This is a genomic window from Oculatella sp. FACHB-28 (assembly GCF_014696015.1).
In the GTDB taxonomy this organism is placed as follows: domain Bacteria; phylum Cyanobacteriota; class Cyanobacteriia; order Elainellales; family Elainellaceae; genus JAAUTN01.
In genome coordinates this window covers 263,714-278,417 of record NZ_JACJPJ010000041.1, presented here as the reverse complement: position 1 = coordinate 278,417, position 14,704 = coordinate 263,714, and the positions used below count along the sequence as shown (strand labels likewise).

The window sequence follows — 14,704 nt, the reverse complement described above, 5'->3', positions numbered from 1 at the left end:
GCACAAGGTCATTCGTTGGGTCTTCGGGGTCTTGCATTCGCAGAAGCCCTTTGACCCCAAACTGACATAACTCCTCAACCTGCTTGACTTCAACCTACATGCACAGTATCTACCAATACCGCTACTCTACAGATGGGTTTGGTATGAGCAGCTTGCAAATCCTACCGATTATCATCACCAGAAAATAGAAAAGCGAAGGCATTCTAATCCTGCCCTCGCTTTTCAAATTTTGCTCAAAGGCGATCGCTAGACTTTAGGAGAACCTTGACCCAGGACCTGCTCTCTCAGAGAGTTGAAATCATCAGCCAGTTCTTTGCGATTAGAAGCCCGCAACAGATAGCGGTAAACGAACCAGGCAGAGTAGCCCAAACCAATCAGCTTCAACGATGGCTCAAGCAGTGGAATATCATCAAGCGAGTCTAGAATTGCTAGAACTAGCTTTGCCAAAACAATTGTCCCAAAGATCAAGCCGATTGAGATGATTGGCCGTCTGTATTCGCTGAAAAACTCGGTTAGATACTCCGGTAAATCAGCCAAAAAACCAGAGACTTTTTCTCCAATTTGCCGCCATTGCTCTTGCGACTCACTGGTCGTCGTGAATTGAGTAATGGTTCCAGCATCCTCTCCATCAAGGCTGACTTTGGTGGTTTCAACCTCGGTCACGACTTCGGAATTGATATCTTGCTTCACTTCAGGATCCATAGTGACACCTTGAAACAGCTTAAATAAACTTTTGTTAAAGGATATCTCAACTTGCTGTCGCTTAACAGCAGAGTTGCCGATTTCCTCCTATTTGCTCAGACTTGCTCAAAGATGCTTGCTCAAGTTTGCTCAAACATACCTGACACTAAAGCAGAGTTTGGGCAATTGCAAGAGACGCAAGACAGATTCATGAGTTTTGTAAACTCCACCCAAAGATAATTCGCTATAAAGCTACTCTCAGTCAGTTGCGGAACGGGTTAAAGGACTAAACCGTTGCTCAAACATAGTGATTTACCCGTCGCTACGGTTCTGCTACTGTTACTCCTCCACCTCAAGCTTTGTTTGGCTAAAGATTTGCAGGGCTGAACTCCAGACCAGGTAGCCTTGAGCGCTGAGGTGGAGTCCGTCGGTGCTGAGTTCGGGGCGCAGGTTGCCTGCGGTGTCGGTAAACAGAGGATGCAAGTCAAGGTAATGCACGCCCTCTTGAACGGCGATCGCCTCTAGTTCCTGGTTTAATTCCCGGATGTAGCTGTTGGGAATTTCTAAAAGCCGCGATCGCCCTTCCCACACCGCTTGCTCCGCCCCATGCGGCAAAATTGACTGAACAACGATTTCAGCCTGAGGATGTTGCTCTTTCAAGGTCTGTATGATCAGGCGCTGATTTGCTAGCAGCGTCTCATCAGACACGCCGCGAATCAGATCATTAATACCAATCATGACAAACAGCGTTTCTGGCTTGGTTGTGCGAAACAGGTCCAGCCGCCTCAGCAAGCCAGCAGAGGTTTCACCTGAAATTCCTTGGTTGAGCCAGTCCCGTTCAGCTAGGAGCAACTGAGACGGAAACCACAGGCTGAGAGAGTCTCCTACCAAAATCGTCAGGCGATCGGGTGGGTTTGCGGCGGCTGCCTGAGCTTCCTGCTCTAGCAGATTCACCCATTGCTGGTAGGTTAACTGATGACGTGGGCCTAGCTGAGCCACCAGTGGGTAAGCCGAATCTACCAAATTAGGCTGAAGCAACAAACTGGACTGAGCCACTAGGGCAGACGTTCTTGCAGGTGTGCGGGTGGTTAAGTTGATGCCCGCACTGTAATCACGAAACAAAAGCAATACGACTGATACAAGCAAAAAACTGTTGGTCATTAGAGAGAAAAGTGCCCACGTTGGCAAATCTCCCAAGTGCTGACAGAAGACAGCAGATTTGATGAGACTCGCAACTGGCTTAAGACGGCGATCGCCCATCAGGTTTTTGAACTCTTATGGCGTAACGAATATTCAATGATTAGTTTAAACCGGAGGAAATAGCAGACAACTAAGCTTAATAAAAAAAGCGGTAGGGGCGGCTCCCAAATCTTCAAGAACCACCACCGCCGCCTATTGTACTGAACCAAACTGGCTCAAATAAAGGTGCTATTAAAAACAGACCCTAGAGATTGGGTGAGCTACCAGCGATACCAGTTGAGCCACTGGGAACATTAGCTGTGCTGCCAGCCATGCCGCTCGTGTCTTTGATGAAGCCGCTGTAAGCTTCCATGCCGTGTTCGCCAATATCTAGACCGATTAGCTCTTCTTCCTCCGTTACACGGAGTCCTAGAGTTGCCTTCAGCGCTAACCAAAAGATGGTTGACAGTAGAACAGTCATACCGCCTACAGCCAAAATGCCGACAAGCTGGATGAATAGCTGGTTGATGCCACCCCCATAGAACAAGCCAACAGGACCTTCTTCTATCCCGTGGATGGCTGGGTTCGCAAACAGACCGAGTGCCAGGGTTCCCCAGGCACCGTTGACTAGGTGAACAGAAGTTGCACCAACGGGGTCGTCAATCTTGATGCTGTCGAAGAAATACACAGCGAAGACAACCAGGATGCCACCAATCGTACCGATGATAAGGGCAGGAACGTAGCCTACGAAGGCACAACTAGCAGTAACTGCAACTAAACCCGCCAAAATGCCGTTGATGATCATCGACAGGTCAGGCTTTCCAGACAATATCCAGGATGTAATGGTTGCAGCAATTCCGCCTGCCGCTCCTGCCAGGTTAGTAGTAAGAGCAATGTGTCCGATGCTGGCATTCACAGCCATGACAGAGCCAGGGTTAAAGCCAAACCAGCCGATCCACAGGATCAAGCATCCCAGTGTTGCGATCGACATGTTGTGACCAGGTAGAGCCGTTGTGCCGCCATCCTGATAACGACCAATCCGAGGACCGAGGAAAGCTGCCCCCATGAGCGCTGCCCAACCACCAACCATGTGAACCACGGTTGAACCAGCAAAATCCCAGAAACCAAATTCATATAGCCATCCACCGCCCCAAACCCAGTGTCCGGTGATGGGGTAAGCAATACCCACAAGCAGCAGGCTGAAAATCAAGAAGTCAACGAATTTGATTCGCTCGGCTACTGCACCAGAAACGATTGTCGCTGCGGTTCCGGCAAAAGCAACCTGAAATAGAAACTTAACGGTAAGGGGAATACCCGTCCAGTTAAGGGAACCAAAAACACCCTGATAAGCATCACCTGTCGCAGGGCTATTGTCTGCACCACTGAGGAAGAAGCCATTTAGACCGATGAAGCCGTTGCCGTCACCAAACATGAGTCCAAACCCGATCGCCCAGAAAGCGATAGTCGCTAGAGCAAAAACAATCAGGTTTTTAGCCAGAACGTTGACTGCATTCTTCTGACGGCAGAACCCGGTTTCTAACATACAGAAACCCGCGTTCATGAAAATAACTAGGATTGATGCAACCACAACCCAAAGAGTATCCAAGCCAACTCTCAGTTCTGCAACTGCTTCTTCAGGAGAAACATCCTGAGCAGTCGCACTGAAAGCACAGGCTAGGACAAGAATGCAGGCTAGAGGAATGCAAGCTTGCCAGCTTGGAGAGAGCTGCTTTACCCAGGTTTTGATTTGTTCAAACAGAGTCGCAGGATTAGATAAATTGAGCTGCCGGTTGCGCGGCATTGACGTGTCTCGGAGCGAGAACCGCCTATTTCTTCTTCTTTTTTTGAGCAACAGTTTAGACATCACTGGACGTTCCTTAATGAATGAAGCAAGCCCAACGACTCAGTGAGAGCCGCAGATTTTTGTGTTGGGTTTAAGAGGAGCAGTCAGGATCTTAAATTTGAACTCCGTTGAGCGGAGCGATAGATTCTGAATCTACAGTTCACCGGGTAGCTCCATTGATTTCCGCTATCGCTTGATTAAAAGCTACATCTGGATGTCGAAGGGATACAGGTGAACAACATAGAGAACATGACGATTGCACCAATTCTGAGTAGCCTAATTCTGTATATGGGAATACATTTATCCACGCACACGGCTTGAGAGGCTAAAAAGATAGCCTTTTTGGGGGATTTCACCAAAGCCGAAGTAATTTAGCGGTTTTTTAAGTAAACGCATTCCCTGGCTGGTGCTGGCTTGATTTCAGGAGGATGGGCGATCGCCATACACCGTCTCATCCTCCTGTCTCCAAGCAGGATCAACAATGCAAATAAAGACTAATGGCTCGGTGCCGCTGTTGTAGATAAATTGCTCGGCATCCGGCGGAATATAAATAGTGTCCCCTGGCTCAACCCTCTGACTCTCATCGTCGATGTGCATCTCACCCATGCCACTGAGAATGTAGTAAACCTCAGAGGTCTTGAGGGAATGGGGGTAAGACGTTTGCCCCGCCGGGACGATCGCATGGGCAAGACTATATCGCAGCGCCAGAGGTTGCTTATCGGGATGCAGCAACTCGCGCAGCAACGTTCCATCCCCTGCAACAAACTCGTCACAAGCGTTGAGCTTTCGGATTAGCATTTGAATTTTTTTGCTTTAGGATCATTGACAAAACAGCAGTTTTTGAAGAAAACGACGGTGCGCTTCTCTCCACAAACCACTATTGCATCTATTGCATCCAAAGTATTTTAAGGGAGTATTTCAGGGGCGAAATACAAGATTTGCTTCGGCTGCAGGTTGGTGGTCCATGCAGTCGATCGCTTCTTCAGTCAAAGCCATAGTTGGATGAACTGTGCACTTAAGGTGATAGTCGCCTGTAAAAAACTGACAGTTTGCACAGGGAATTTGATGCATTCGCTTAGCATTCGCGACTCCATCTTGAAGTGCAGTCCAGACACTCCAAACTGCCATGAGAATGAGTGACCAGGCAAATACAAAACAGAGCGGTACCAGGATAGGCTGGATGACTTGAACCAGCCAATGGGTTAGGAAGTAAAGAAATTGAAACACAGCAGATCTACTCGAAGCAAAGTTTTACCAATAACTCCAACATAGTGGATCTGCCAAATTTGGAAACCTACATTTGGAGTATTTTGTAGGCAATATAGTGGAGCAGTTGGTATTGAAGCAGACAATATTCTGTTACACAAGCAAAATTTGTGTAACAGAATATTGTCTGCTTCTATTAAATTTCTGAATAATTTGTGAGAGCACCTACACGGAAGATATTTGCTTTCACAAATTATTTTCATCGATCAAATATAAATTCAATCAGGTTGCTATATAGCAGTTCTAAATTAGTTATAAGACCGATTGGTTATGGAAGCCTTAGCCCTGGAAAGGTTGCTTCTCATAACCGATTTGAAATAGTTATAGAATCGCTGAAGGTGAAAGGGAAGGGATAAGTTTGTTTTCTGAAAAGATCCTTACTGACAAGAGTTCAATACTGTAGAGATAAGGTGCTTTTGGCAAAACTCATTTGACTTTTTATTAACTCTTTCACCCTAAAGGGTGAGGCTTGCTACTAGTAAAAATTCTTGGGCTAGCAACCAATTTTAAGACTGGTTGAATACCTAAATCGGTTATCAAACTGTAATCTTGCGAAGATAGCCGAAATTTGAGGGGCAGTTGTTGTAGTGTCATAAATCAATCTCGCTTACAGGCTCAGTTGATTTTCTATAGGACTCAATCCTCTTGATAAATGGAAGATGGTTTGGTAAGCCTAGCTTCCTAACATCTGCCTGTTCTAAGAGGTGAAATGTTGTTCATTCAAGCCCCCCTCTAATGGACATTCATAGCATCATAGAAGGTTTCATTGATGGCATTTTAATTCTGACAGATCAAGGCGAAGTCGTTTGTGTAAACTGCTGTGCTCGCCAGATTTGTGATAGCCTCAACCAGCGTAATTCAAGCTCTAGCTTAGTTCCCTCTAGAGTTTGGCGGATCTGTCAGTTAATGGTTGATAGTCGCACACTGTATCCCGACCATATTTTTATGATCGAAGATGAACTTGAAATGGGTGCATTTGATACGATTCGAGTTCGGGTGCAGTGGATTAATTTAGAAAATAGCGATCGCCCCTGTTTACTAGTTGCGCTGGAAGACAGATATCAATCTGCTAAAAAAATGGCGATCGCTGAACGGCAACGCTTTGGGTTAACCGATCGCGAATCAGAAGTCTGGCTACTGCGTCGCGCAAACTGCACCTATAAAACGATTGCGGCCAAGCTGCACATCACCGTTGACACGGTGAAAAAACACGTCAAAAGCATTCATGCCAAACGGCAGGATGTCATGTGGGCAGACGAATAGCGTCACGGTTTATAGCGCTAGTCACTGAAGTTAGAACAAGAGGCAGGGTGTCACCCTGCCTCTTCTATCAAGCCATAGCATTTTAGTAGGAGTTGATTAGCTTGAAGGTGCGTCTTGATAGACCCCAACTTTAGGATTGCTTCTTGCTTCAAGGTTCTCTGCTATTTCTAAGCTTGCAGATGTAGGAAGTGAATGAGTTTCAAGGCTAATGGGTTGGGTGTTGCAGGTTGGAATCTCAATCCAGAACTCTGTACCTTGCCCCGGCTCTGAGAAGCATTTCAACACGCCTCCGTGGCGCTCTATTACAATCTGATAGCTGATAGATAGCCCCAGCCCCGTCCCCTTGCCGACCGGTTTTGTCGTGAAAAAAGGATCAAATAGTTTTTCTTTCGCTGCCGGAGAAATGCCAGGACCATTATCCGTGATGCGAATGATCACACAGGGTTGCTTAGAAAATTTGCCCCGGTGGGTAAACCTTGTACTGATAGAAATTTGACCCTTGGAAGTTTGACCCTTAACAGCCTCTTGGTCTGAAATAGATTCAGGGTCTGACGGAGCAGCGCTAGAGTTAGCGTGTTCTAGAGCATCAACAGCATTGCTGAGAATGTTCATAAACACCTGATTGAGCTGTCCAGCGTAGCACTCTACGAGTGGAATATTGCCATAGGTCTTAATCACCTCAACCCCGGGATGGTCGAGTGCTGGTTTCAGCCGATGCTGCAAAATCATCAAGGTGTTGTCGATGCCTTGATGCAGGTCAACAGCCTTTTTTTCTGCTTCGTCTAATCGAGAGAAGTTTCGCAGTGACAGGACGATCTGTCGAATTCGATCTGCCCCAACTTTCATCGAAGCCAGGATTTTGGGTAAGTCTTCTGACAAGAAGTCAAGGTCAATTTGCTCGCTCCACTGCTGAATCTCCGGAGCGGGTTGAGGGTAGTGGCACTGGTAGAGATCCAGAAGACCAAACAAATCTTGGATGTAGCGATTGACGTAAGTGATATTGCCGTAGACAAAACTTACGGGATTGTTAATCTCGTGGGCAACACCTGCGACCATTTGCCCCAGGCTTGACATTTTCTCGGTTTGAATCAGTTGAGTCTGGGTTTGCTGAAGTTCTTCCAGCGTTTGGCGGAAGCGCTGATTACTGCGCTGTAGAGCATTTTCTACCCGTTTTTGGCGATTGACGGTGCGCTCTAGCTGCGTGACATTCGCCTTCAACTCTAACTGCATGATCACCTGACGGCTTAGAATCCGCAAAGTATCAAGCTGATCGTCACTCAGGATACGAGGAATCCAATCCATCGTACAAAGGGTGCCGATCGCAAAGCCGTCTGGCGTGACTAGAGGCGCGCCCGCATAAAAGCGAATGTGGGGTGATGCAGTCACCAGTGGGTCACTGGCAAACCGCGAGTCATTTAGCGTATCTGAAATGACCAGAATTTCATCGGGTTGTAGGATTGCTTGATCGCAAAAGCCAACATCTCTGGCAACACTGACTGTATCCCATCCGATTTTGGATTTGAACCACTGGCGATCTAAGTCAATCAGGTTGATCAGTGCGATCGGAACGCCACAAGTGCGTGCTGCCAGTTTTGTGAGGTCATCTAACACCTCCTCTGGAGCAGTATCAAGAATTCTGTAGCGCTTGAGGGCATCCAGTCTATCTGCTTCACTGAAGAGTGTTTGTGCCATCCCGATTGCTCAATTCCAAGCTTGGTTAGTCACGCATCTTAATAAAGTAATTCATTCGAATCGATAAATGCAAGATAGTGATCCCCCAAAAGGTTGAACTAATCGTAAAAAGACGAAGAAATAAAATTTTGAGAATTTTTATTCCATGATGCTATCAAGATGTTTAGATTCTAGTTCTACAAATGCTGTGCTTGCTGAAGTAATCGATGGGAATGGAGAGCGCGGCGATCGCCCCTTTAAGTTCTTCGGTCGAACCGGTTTGGGATGGGGGTAGGGCGATCGCCTTGCAAATGAGTTGACTGCAAAAGAGCGCCAGATCTACTCTGTGTTGCTTGCACCCAAAAACCTACAGGCAGACCAAATTCGTCCTCAAAAGTTTCAAACATCTGGTTGCTGTTGATTGAAGTTGGTTAATGCACGTGTAGAACGCAGACTTTGCTCAAGCTAATCAGCAAATTTAGAAACAAAATAAGAGATGCAATTTGAGTTAAGGCCACCTCATGATTTAGAAGATTGCAGTGAATGAATTGCACAAATTGCGGAACTAAACCTACGACAAATTGCAAGACTTTACTGCAAGACATGTGTAACAAAAACGAAGCTGTTGCTTTCTTTTTGTTAATAGATCTTCTACAAAAACCACCTTCTGAAGGGTAAATGGCAGCGCCGCGCTGCTATTCACCCAGGGAATCTAATGATCGCCGCCTTCAGAAGAGCCGAAGCGGTACCCTTTCCCGTAGACGGTGTGAATCAGCGGAGGTTCACCGCTAGCCTCAATTTTGCGACGCAGCAGACGAATCTGGGCTGCCAAAGCATTGCTGCTGGGTTGTCCTTCGGCCCAAAGGTGATGGTGAATTTGACTGTGAGTGAGCAACTGATTCGGGTGGGTCATCAGATAAGCCAGGAGCTGGCTTTCTTTCTCCGACAGTTCGATGGTTCGCCTCTGCCGATAGGCAAGCTGATTCTCTAGATCTAGTTCAAAATCCTGGACCCGTAGTCGCGGAGTGGGCACGGGCGTTTCCTGGATCGGCGGACGGCGCAGCAATGCTCGCACTCGGGCTAACAGCTCTCGCAGCTCAAAAGGTTTGATTAAGTAGTCGTCTGCACCTGCATCCAATCCCTTGACCCGATCGTCAATCGTGTCTTTGGCAGTAAGGAAGAGAACGGGGGTGGTGTCACCGTGCGATCGCAATTCCTGGCAAATCTCCAGTCCGCTCTGGTGAGGTAGCATCCAATCTAAGATCAGTAGCTCATAGTTACCCTGGGCGGCCAATTGACTCCCCTCTGCCCCATCATGAGCAACATCGACGCTGTAGCCTTCGCGGGCAAGTGCCAGATTCAGGGGGTCTGTTAATTCCACCTCATCGTCTACTAGAAGAATCCGCATGGTGCGCTCAAATCAGGTGTGGGATGAGTTTTTAATTCTACTAAAGCTTAGATTCTGCTAAATACTCTGACTCGGCTTCCGCTGCTGCAACCCATTCTTGCATTGATAGCAGTGCCCAAACTGCATCTGCGTAGGCTTTTGCAATTCCATCTAACTCAACTCCATAGGTGACAAAGCGAGATACGACAGGCGCATACATGGCATCGGCAAAGGTGAATTGACCAAACAGAAAATTGCCGCCAGTGCCGAACTGCTGCCGACAAGTGCGCCAGATTTCGGTGATGCGATCGATGTCTGACTGCACACCGGGTGCCCTACCTTGTCCAGGCAGTCGGGCGCGGCAGTCCATCGGCATGTGTTGTCGCAGGTTGCTAAAGCCGGAATGCATCTCGGCGCTGATGGAGCGGGCGATCGCCCTTGCTGCTCGATCTTCGGGCAACCAGTGTCCCGCAAACTGCTCTGCCAGATATTCACAGATGGCGAGAGAGTCCCAAACGGTTAGGTCATCGTGAATTAGTACAGGCACTCTACCCGTAGGTGAGTATTGCAAAATCCTGGCGTGGGTTTCGGGTGTGTCTAGCGGAATGCGAACTTCAGCAAAATCTAGCCCTGCCTGCTTCATTGCCAGCCAGGGGCGTAGCGACCAGGAAGAATAATTTTTGTTGCCAATGACTAAAGTAAGCGTTGACATCAGGATTTATGGTGCAGATTTAGCAGAATCATCTCACGATGGCGGATCGTTGTAATTGCTACGTCCCAGGGAAAGGTAAAGGATTGAAAGGATTCGGGTGAAATTCGGTCTTTATCCAGGTCTACGACGACCTGAGCAAAAATTTCAAAAAGCTGATGGCGAATTTTGTAGAGATGTTCTAAGTCGTTAACGGTTTGGACTTGTTCAATAATGTCTAAAATCTCCAGGTTGTAGCGATCGGCGCGATTTTTTTGGCTTGCCAAGAGCCAGAGACGAAATTGCCAGAACGCAGATACCAAAAGAACGGCAACCGACAGCAGCAACCCAATCAGCTCAGCATATTCGAGCCAAAAGTTAGGATTGTCCTGGTTGTAATAGGCTCTGGCACCCGGATGTAGGGGAATCCCCAGGTTTTCTGCTGATTCAGGTAAACGAATGTTGGCGGCACGGGGGTATTGTGCTACAAGTTCGCTGCGTAGCTCAAACAGGGTGCGAGTAATTTCCCGCACGGCTTCTTCACTAACGCCAGCGTGGGCAACCAATTCTGCCCGCACTGCCACCACTGGAATATTTTCAGGTGGAATCGGACCCGCCCCATTGTAGGTGCCCTTGGGAATTTGAGTTGCTTCTAAATAGGGTAGGGAAAGCCGCAACGCCTCGACCTGATCGATCGGAATCAGGCGAATCTGGCTGGTTTCGAGCAGGTGGCTGACTGAGGTGCTACCCAGGGCAATGACGCGAAACATTGCATCGGCTTGTCCTTCCTGTAGAGCAGCAGAGGCCTGATCTGCAGGAAGAGGGATTGCCTGATAATTCGTTTCGTTTAACCCATAGTGAGGGCTAACTGCTTGAAATAGTGCATAAGAACCGCTGCCTTCAGGGGTCAGTGCTACCCGTTTGCCGCGCAGGTCAGCCATTCCCTCAATTCCCGACTCTGCCGTGGCGAGCAGGTGAAATACCTCTGGAAACAAATAGGCAACGGCTTTCACCGAGGAATGGACTGGCGTGTCACTCTGCACGATCGCCAACTGAACTTGGTTTTGCGCCAGCAGCGACATGTTTTCGACCGAGCCAGCCGTTTCTCGCACCCTGATTTTGATCTCAGGATGATGACGAGACACTACTTTCGCTAACACACTGGCAAAGGCAAAATATTCTCCGTCTCGGCTAGCGGTCGCAATCACTAAATGATGAGTCCGATTTTGCTCACGTACCCACTGCATAGCAAACGCCAATGCCGCAACCAGGCTTATCAGCACCATGGGATACGCAAACTTACTCTGCATAACCGCAAACGAAGGGAATAGTGTCTCACTTCTAACACAATCTAGCTGGGGAATATGCGTTATTTTTCTTAGATTTTCTGCCAGATCTGACTCAGCGCTTGAGCGTTGCCGCTGGCGATCGCCCTGATTACATCTCCCAAGATGTGGGGAATCGCACAAACGCTGCCCAAATGCACTCGCCACTTGCTCCATAGACGGAGCGATCGCACTGCTGGAACCTGCCAAAAGCGGTTTACAGAACAAACCATTACATCTCCAGCCTCATTTCCTACAGTGGTCAACTCGTGCCACCAGCCTGCTGGAATAAACAGCACCTCCCCCTGCCGTAACACATCGTCATAGCGATGCTGGAGTGCCTGCCTGAGTCGAGGAAATGCTTCAAAATCAGGACGCTCAGGATACACCTGGCTGTAAGAAGCCCGCATCTTTAAGCCATGACGCAAATGTACCCAAAAAGAAAATGGGTAAAGGTTGTAAAGCTGAGACGGTGGGAAAAGCACCACTTTTTTGGCACCACGAAGCTGTATCAACGTGCCGTCCATCGGGTCGTAGTGCAGACAGGTGATGTGTCCTGATGTGCCTAACCAAAGATTAAAGTCGCTCATCGGAGCCAAACCCAATTTCTCTCCGACCTGTTGGAGCGACGCTAGATTTTGCTCTAGTGGCGTGTTTTTGAGGGAACGTTTAACTAGGTAAATATCCTGTTCCTGGGCTTCGCCGCTTTCTAGCATTTCAGCATATTGAATAAATGGAACGCGCTGAGCTTCAGTGCCGCTGCCGATGCTTTGCCAGGTGCGCTTATCTTGCTCATACCGCTTCCACCCATACCGCCGAATCGGAAGCACAAAAGTATTTAGTTTTTCACGCAAATAGTCCAAGCTCCAGTCCAACTCAGCATCCAACAAACCCGCCACAATTACGGGCACTCCTGGTTTTTGGTACTGCTCAAAAAATTCAGACGCAGTTAAAGCAGAGGCAGGGACACGGGATATTGAATGAACTGAATAATTTAACCCCGATTGGGTTACACCTAGTTCAGGTTGCATATCAAATTGAAATGGATTTTTCAGGTGATTTTTGTCGATATGATATCTCTGCAAAAAATGCGAAACAACCTACAGGTGGGCGATCGCTAAGCTTCTCTGACATTTCTTAACTAGGTGATCCGCTTGACAAGATCTAATTAAGTGGATATACACCTATTATGCATTCACAAGAATCACAACCTAGTTCACACAATCCCGATGCCGCTACAAGTTGTACCTGCTTTAACCTGCGCAAGGCAACTCGCGTCGTCACCCAGTTTTTTGATGAAAAGCTCCAACCGAGCGGGCTGCTGGTTAACCAATTCACGCTGCTAACGGCTCTAGCTCAAGTGGGTTCCCCCACGATGAAGACCCTGGCTCAAGTTTTGGTGATGGATCGCACGACCCTGACTCGTAATCTCAAACCCCTCCAGCGACAAGGGCTAGTTGCCATTGAGCCCGGACAAGACCAGCGAGAGAGAATTGTCACCCTGACTGCAACTGGGCAATCTGCTCTAGCAAAGGCATTTCCCCTCTGGAAGGAAGCACAGCAGCAAGTCGTTGAGGGATTAGGTCAGGATCAGTGGCAAGTGCTGCTGTTTAGTTTGGCAAACACGGTGTCTTTGGTTCGTGAAATATAGGAAGCGCGAAGGAGTAGGAGGTGGAAGAGCTGAAAGGTTTTAAGGAATTGAAAAATACACCTGGCTCCTAGCCTCCAGCTTCCAATCCCGTTTGTCGAATAGTCTTAGCAGTTAAGTCCGTCAAAAAGTGTATATACACTTAAAACTAGCGAGGAAACCTATGTCTCAATTTGAACAGCATCCGACGGTTAAGTGGTTTCGCGAGCAGGAAGCGACTCGTGAGGAATCTGTGATTACGCTGGATGTAGATTGGCTGCGTCAGCTTTGTTTGGACGCAGGCGCAGATGATGTAGGGTTTGTCGAAGTAGGGCAATTGGCGATCGCCGACCAGCAACGAGATATTTTAACTGCCTTCCCGCCCACCAAAGCGTTGATCAGCTTTGTCTGTCGGATGAATCGAGAGAATGTTCGCAGTCCGGCGCGATCGGTTGCCAATGTCGAGTTTCACCATACGGGAGATGAGGTGAATGACATTAGCTGCGAAATTGTAACAGCGCTGGAGCGACGAGGTATTCGTGCTCTGAATCCAGCAATGGGATTTCCGATGGAGATGGATCGCTTTCCCGGCAAGGTTTGGGTGGTTTCGCACAAGCCAGTGGCAGTGGCAGCCGGACTGGGACACATGGGCATTCATCGCAACGTGATTCACCCCAAGTTTGGCAATTTTATTCTGCTAGGCACGGTGCTGATCGATGCAGAAGTAAGCGCCTACAGTGCCCCAATTGACTACAATCCCTGTCTGGAATGCAGGTTATGTGTGGTGGCTTGCCCAGTGGGGGCGATCGCCACCGATGGACACTTTGACTTCTCTGCCTGCTACACCCACAACTACCGCGAATTTATGGGTGGCTTTGGAGACTGGGCTGGAGAAGTAGCAGAAAGCCGCAGTTTCAAGGACTATCGTCAAAAAGTTAGCCCATCCGAATCTGCCTCCATGTGGCAGAGCCTTTCCTTTGGGGCGAATTACAAAGCGGCTTATTGCATGGCTGCTTGTCCTGCTGGAGAAGATGTGATCGGACCATTTCTCAGGAATCGCGTGGGCTTCGTCCAGGAAGTGGTCAAACCTTTACAGGACAAGGATGAAACGATTTATGTTGTGCCTGGTTCTGACGCTGAAGTGCACGTTGCACGACGATTTCCGCACAAGCAAGTCAAGCAGGTGAGAAACACTTTAGTGCCGCCCCGCACGGTTGAAGGGTTTCTGCGAGGAATGCCGCTTTTGTTTCAGCGCAACCAAGCTGAGGGACTAGATGCGGTCTATCATTTTATTTTTACGGGCGCAGAAAGTCATCAGGCAACCGTCACCATTCGCGACAAGAAACTGAATATTCAAACCGGGCTTGTAGATAGCCGAATTTGCAAATCACGGCTGACACTAACACCTGGCTAAAGTTTTTGGCAAAGGAACAAAACTTAGTTTGGGCACTGTTGCGTCGTCAAATTCGATTAAAGGGAAATGTGCGATCGCTCCTAGCTTTCAGCAAATATTTTCCGAGCTAAACAACCTCTTTTTGTACGTTTTTTAGCTTGCTGATTTAGTCGGTGAAATTGATTCTTGATCACCGTTACGAATTGCCTCCCACCAAACCGCTTTTTGCTCAGTCATACACAGGCACTTCTCACTCCAGCTCAGCATCACCTGTAAAACAGGCTCCAAGCTTAGTCTCAGATTAGTGAACGATACTTTTTGATAGTTCCCAATCATACTGTACGTACTTGAAATAGCGAGATACTTCGCTCATACTCAGGC

12 protein-coding genes and 1 pseudogene are annotated in these 14,704 nt (G+C 48.0%); 3 read left to right on the top strand and 10 right to left on the bottom strand.

Features of this window, described 5'->3' with window-relative positions:
- Positions 1–246: 246 nt before the first annotated feature.
- The 5 genes from H6F88_RS06200 to H6F88_RS06180 form a co-directional block, all read right to left on the bottom strand.
- Positions 247–702 (bottom strand): CAAD domain-containing protein, encoded by a 456-nt coding sequence (locus H6F88_RS06200; protein WP_190641856.1) that lies wholly within the window; start codon positions 700–702, stop codon positions 247–249.
- 318 nt (positions 703–1,020) lie between these two features.
- Positions 1,021–1,842 carry an SGNH/GDSL hydrolase family protein gene (locus tag H6F88_RS06195; RefSeq protein ID WP_347277667.1) on the bottom strand — a complete coding sequence of 274 codons (822 nt, stop codon included), beginning with the start codon at positions 1,840–1,842 and terminating at the stop codon, positions 1,021–1,023.
- Between the two features lie 283 nt (positions 1,843–2,125).
- The gene (locus H6F88_RS06190) at positions 2,126–3,661 is read right to left on the bottom strand and encodes an ammonium transporter (RefSeq protein WP_242050417.1); all 1,536 of its coding nucleotides are present in this window, start codon (positions 3,659–3,661) and stop codon (positions 2,126–2,128) included.
- Between the two features lie 462 nt (positions 3,662–4,123).
- On the bottom strand, positions 4,124–4,501 hold the full coding sequence (locus tag H6F88_RS06185) for a cupin domain-containing protein (RefSeq protein WP_190641853.1): 378 nt from the start codon (positions 4,499–4,501) through the stop codon (positions 4,124–4,126).
- 120 nt (positions 4,502–4,621) lie between these two features.
- Positions 4,622–4,930 carry a hypothetical protein gene (locus H6F88_RS06180; RefSeq protein WP_190641852.1) on the bottom strand — a complete coding sequence of 103 codons (309 nt, stop codon included), beginning with the start codon at positions 4,928–4,930 and terminating at the stop codon, positions 4,622–4,624.
- Positions 4,931–5,704: 774 nt separating this feature from the next.
- Between H6F88_RS06180 and H6F88_RS06175 the strand changes: the two genes are divergently transcribed.
- On the top strand, positions 5,705–6,232 hold the full coding sequence (locus H6F88_RS06175; protein ID WP_190641851.1) for a helix-turn-helix transcriptional regulator: 528 nt from the start codon (positions 5,705–5,707) through the stop codon (positions 6,230–6,232).
- 96 nt (positions 6,233–6,328) lie between these two features.
- Here the strand turns inward: H6F88_RS06175 and H6F88_RS06170 are convergent, their stop codons facing one another.
- The 5 genes from H6F88_RS06170 to H6F88_RS06150 form a co-directional block, all read right to left on the bottom strand.
- The gene (locus H6F88_RS06170) at positions 6,329–7,924 is read right to left on the bottom strand and encodes an ATP-binding protein (RefSeq protein WP_190641850.1); all 1,596 of its coding nucleotides are present in this window, start codon (positions 7,922–7,924) and stop codon (positions 6,329–6,331) included.
- A gap of 691 nt (positions 7,925–8,615) precedes the next feature.
- Entirely contained in the window at positions 8,616–9,311 is a 696-nt protein-coding gene (rppA, locus tag H6F88_RS06165; RefSeq protein ID WP_190641849.1) for a two-component system response regulator RppA, read from the bottom strand.
- 40 nt (positions 9,312–9,351) lie between these two features.
- On the bottom strand, positions 9,352–10,002 hold the full coding sequence (locus H6F88_RS06160) for a glutathione S-transferase family protein (protein ID WP_190641848.1): 651 nt from the start codon (positions 10,000–10,002) through the stop codon (positions 9,352–9,354).
- Positions 10,002–11,264, bottom strand: coding sequence for a TAXI family TRAP transporter solute-binding subunit (locus H6F88_RS06155; RefSeq protein WP_242042376.1), 1,263 nt, complete (start codon positions 11,262–11,264; stop codon positions 10,002–10,004). The genes H6F88_RS06160 and H6F88_RS06155 overlap by 1 nt, the downstream gene beginning before the upstream one ends.
- A 92-nt stretch (positions 11,265–11,356) precedes the next feature.
- On the bottom strand, positions 11,357–12,334 hold the full coding sequence (locus H6F88_RS06150) for a cupin-like domain-containing protein (protein ID WP_190641846.1): 978 nt from the start codon (positions 12,332–12,334) through the stop codon (positions 11,357–11,359).
- Between the two features lie 158 nt (positions 12,335–12,492).
- Here H6F88_RS06150 and H6F88_RS06145 point away from each other — a divergent pair, with 158 nt between their 5' ends.
- Both H6F88_RS06145 and H6F88_RS06140 read left to right on the top strand, forming a co-directional pair.
- On the top strand, positions 12,493–12,954 hold the full coding sequence (locus tag H6F88_RS06145) for a MarR family winged helix-turn-helix transcriptional regulator (RefSeq protein ID WP_190641845.1): 462 nt from the start codon (positions 12,493–12,495) through the stop codon (positions 12,952–12,954).
- A 160-nt stretch (positions 12,955–13,114) separates the two neighbouring features.
- Positions 13,115–14,454: pseudogene (locus H6F88_RS06140) on the top strand (SCP2 sterol-binding domain-containing protein).
- Positions 14,455–14,704: the final 250 nt, after the last annotated feature.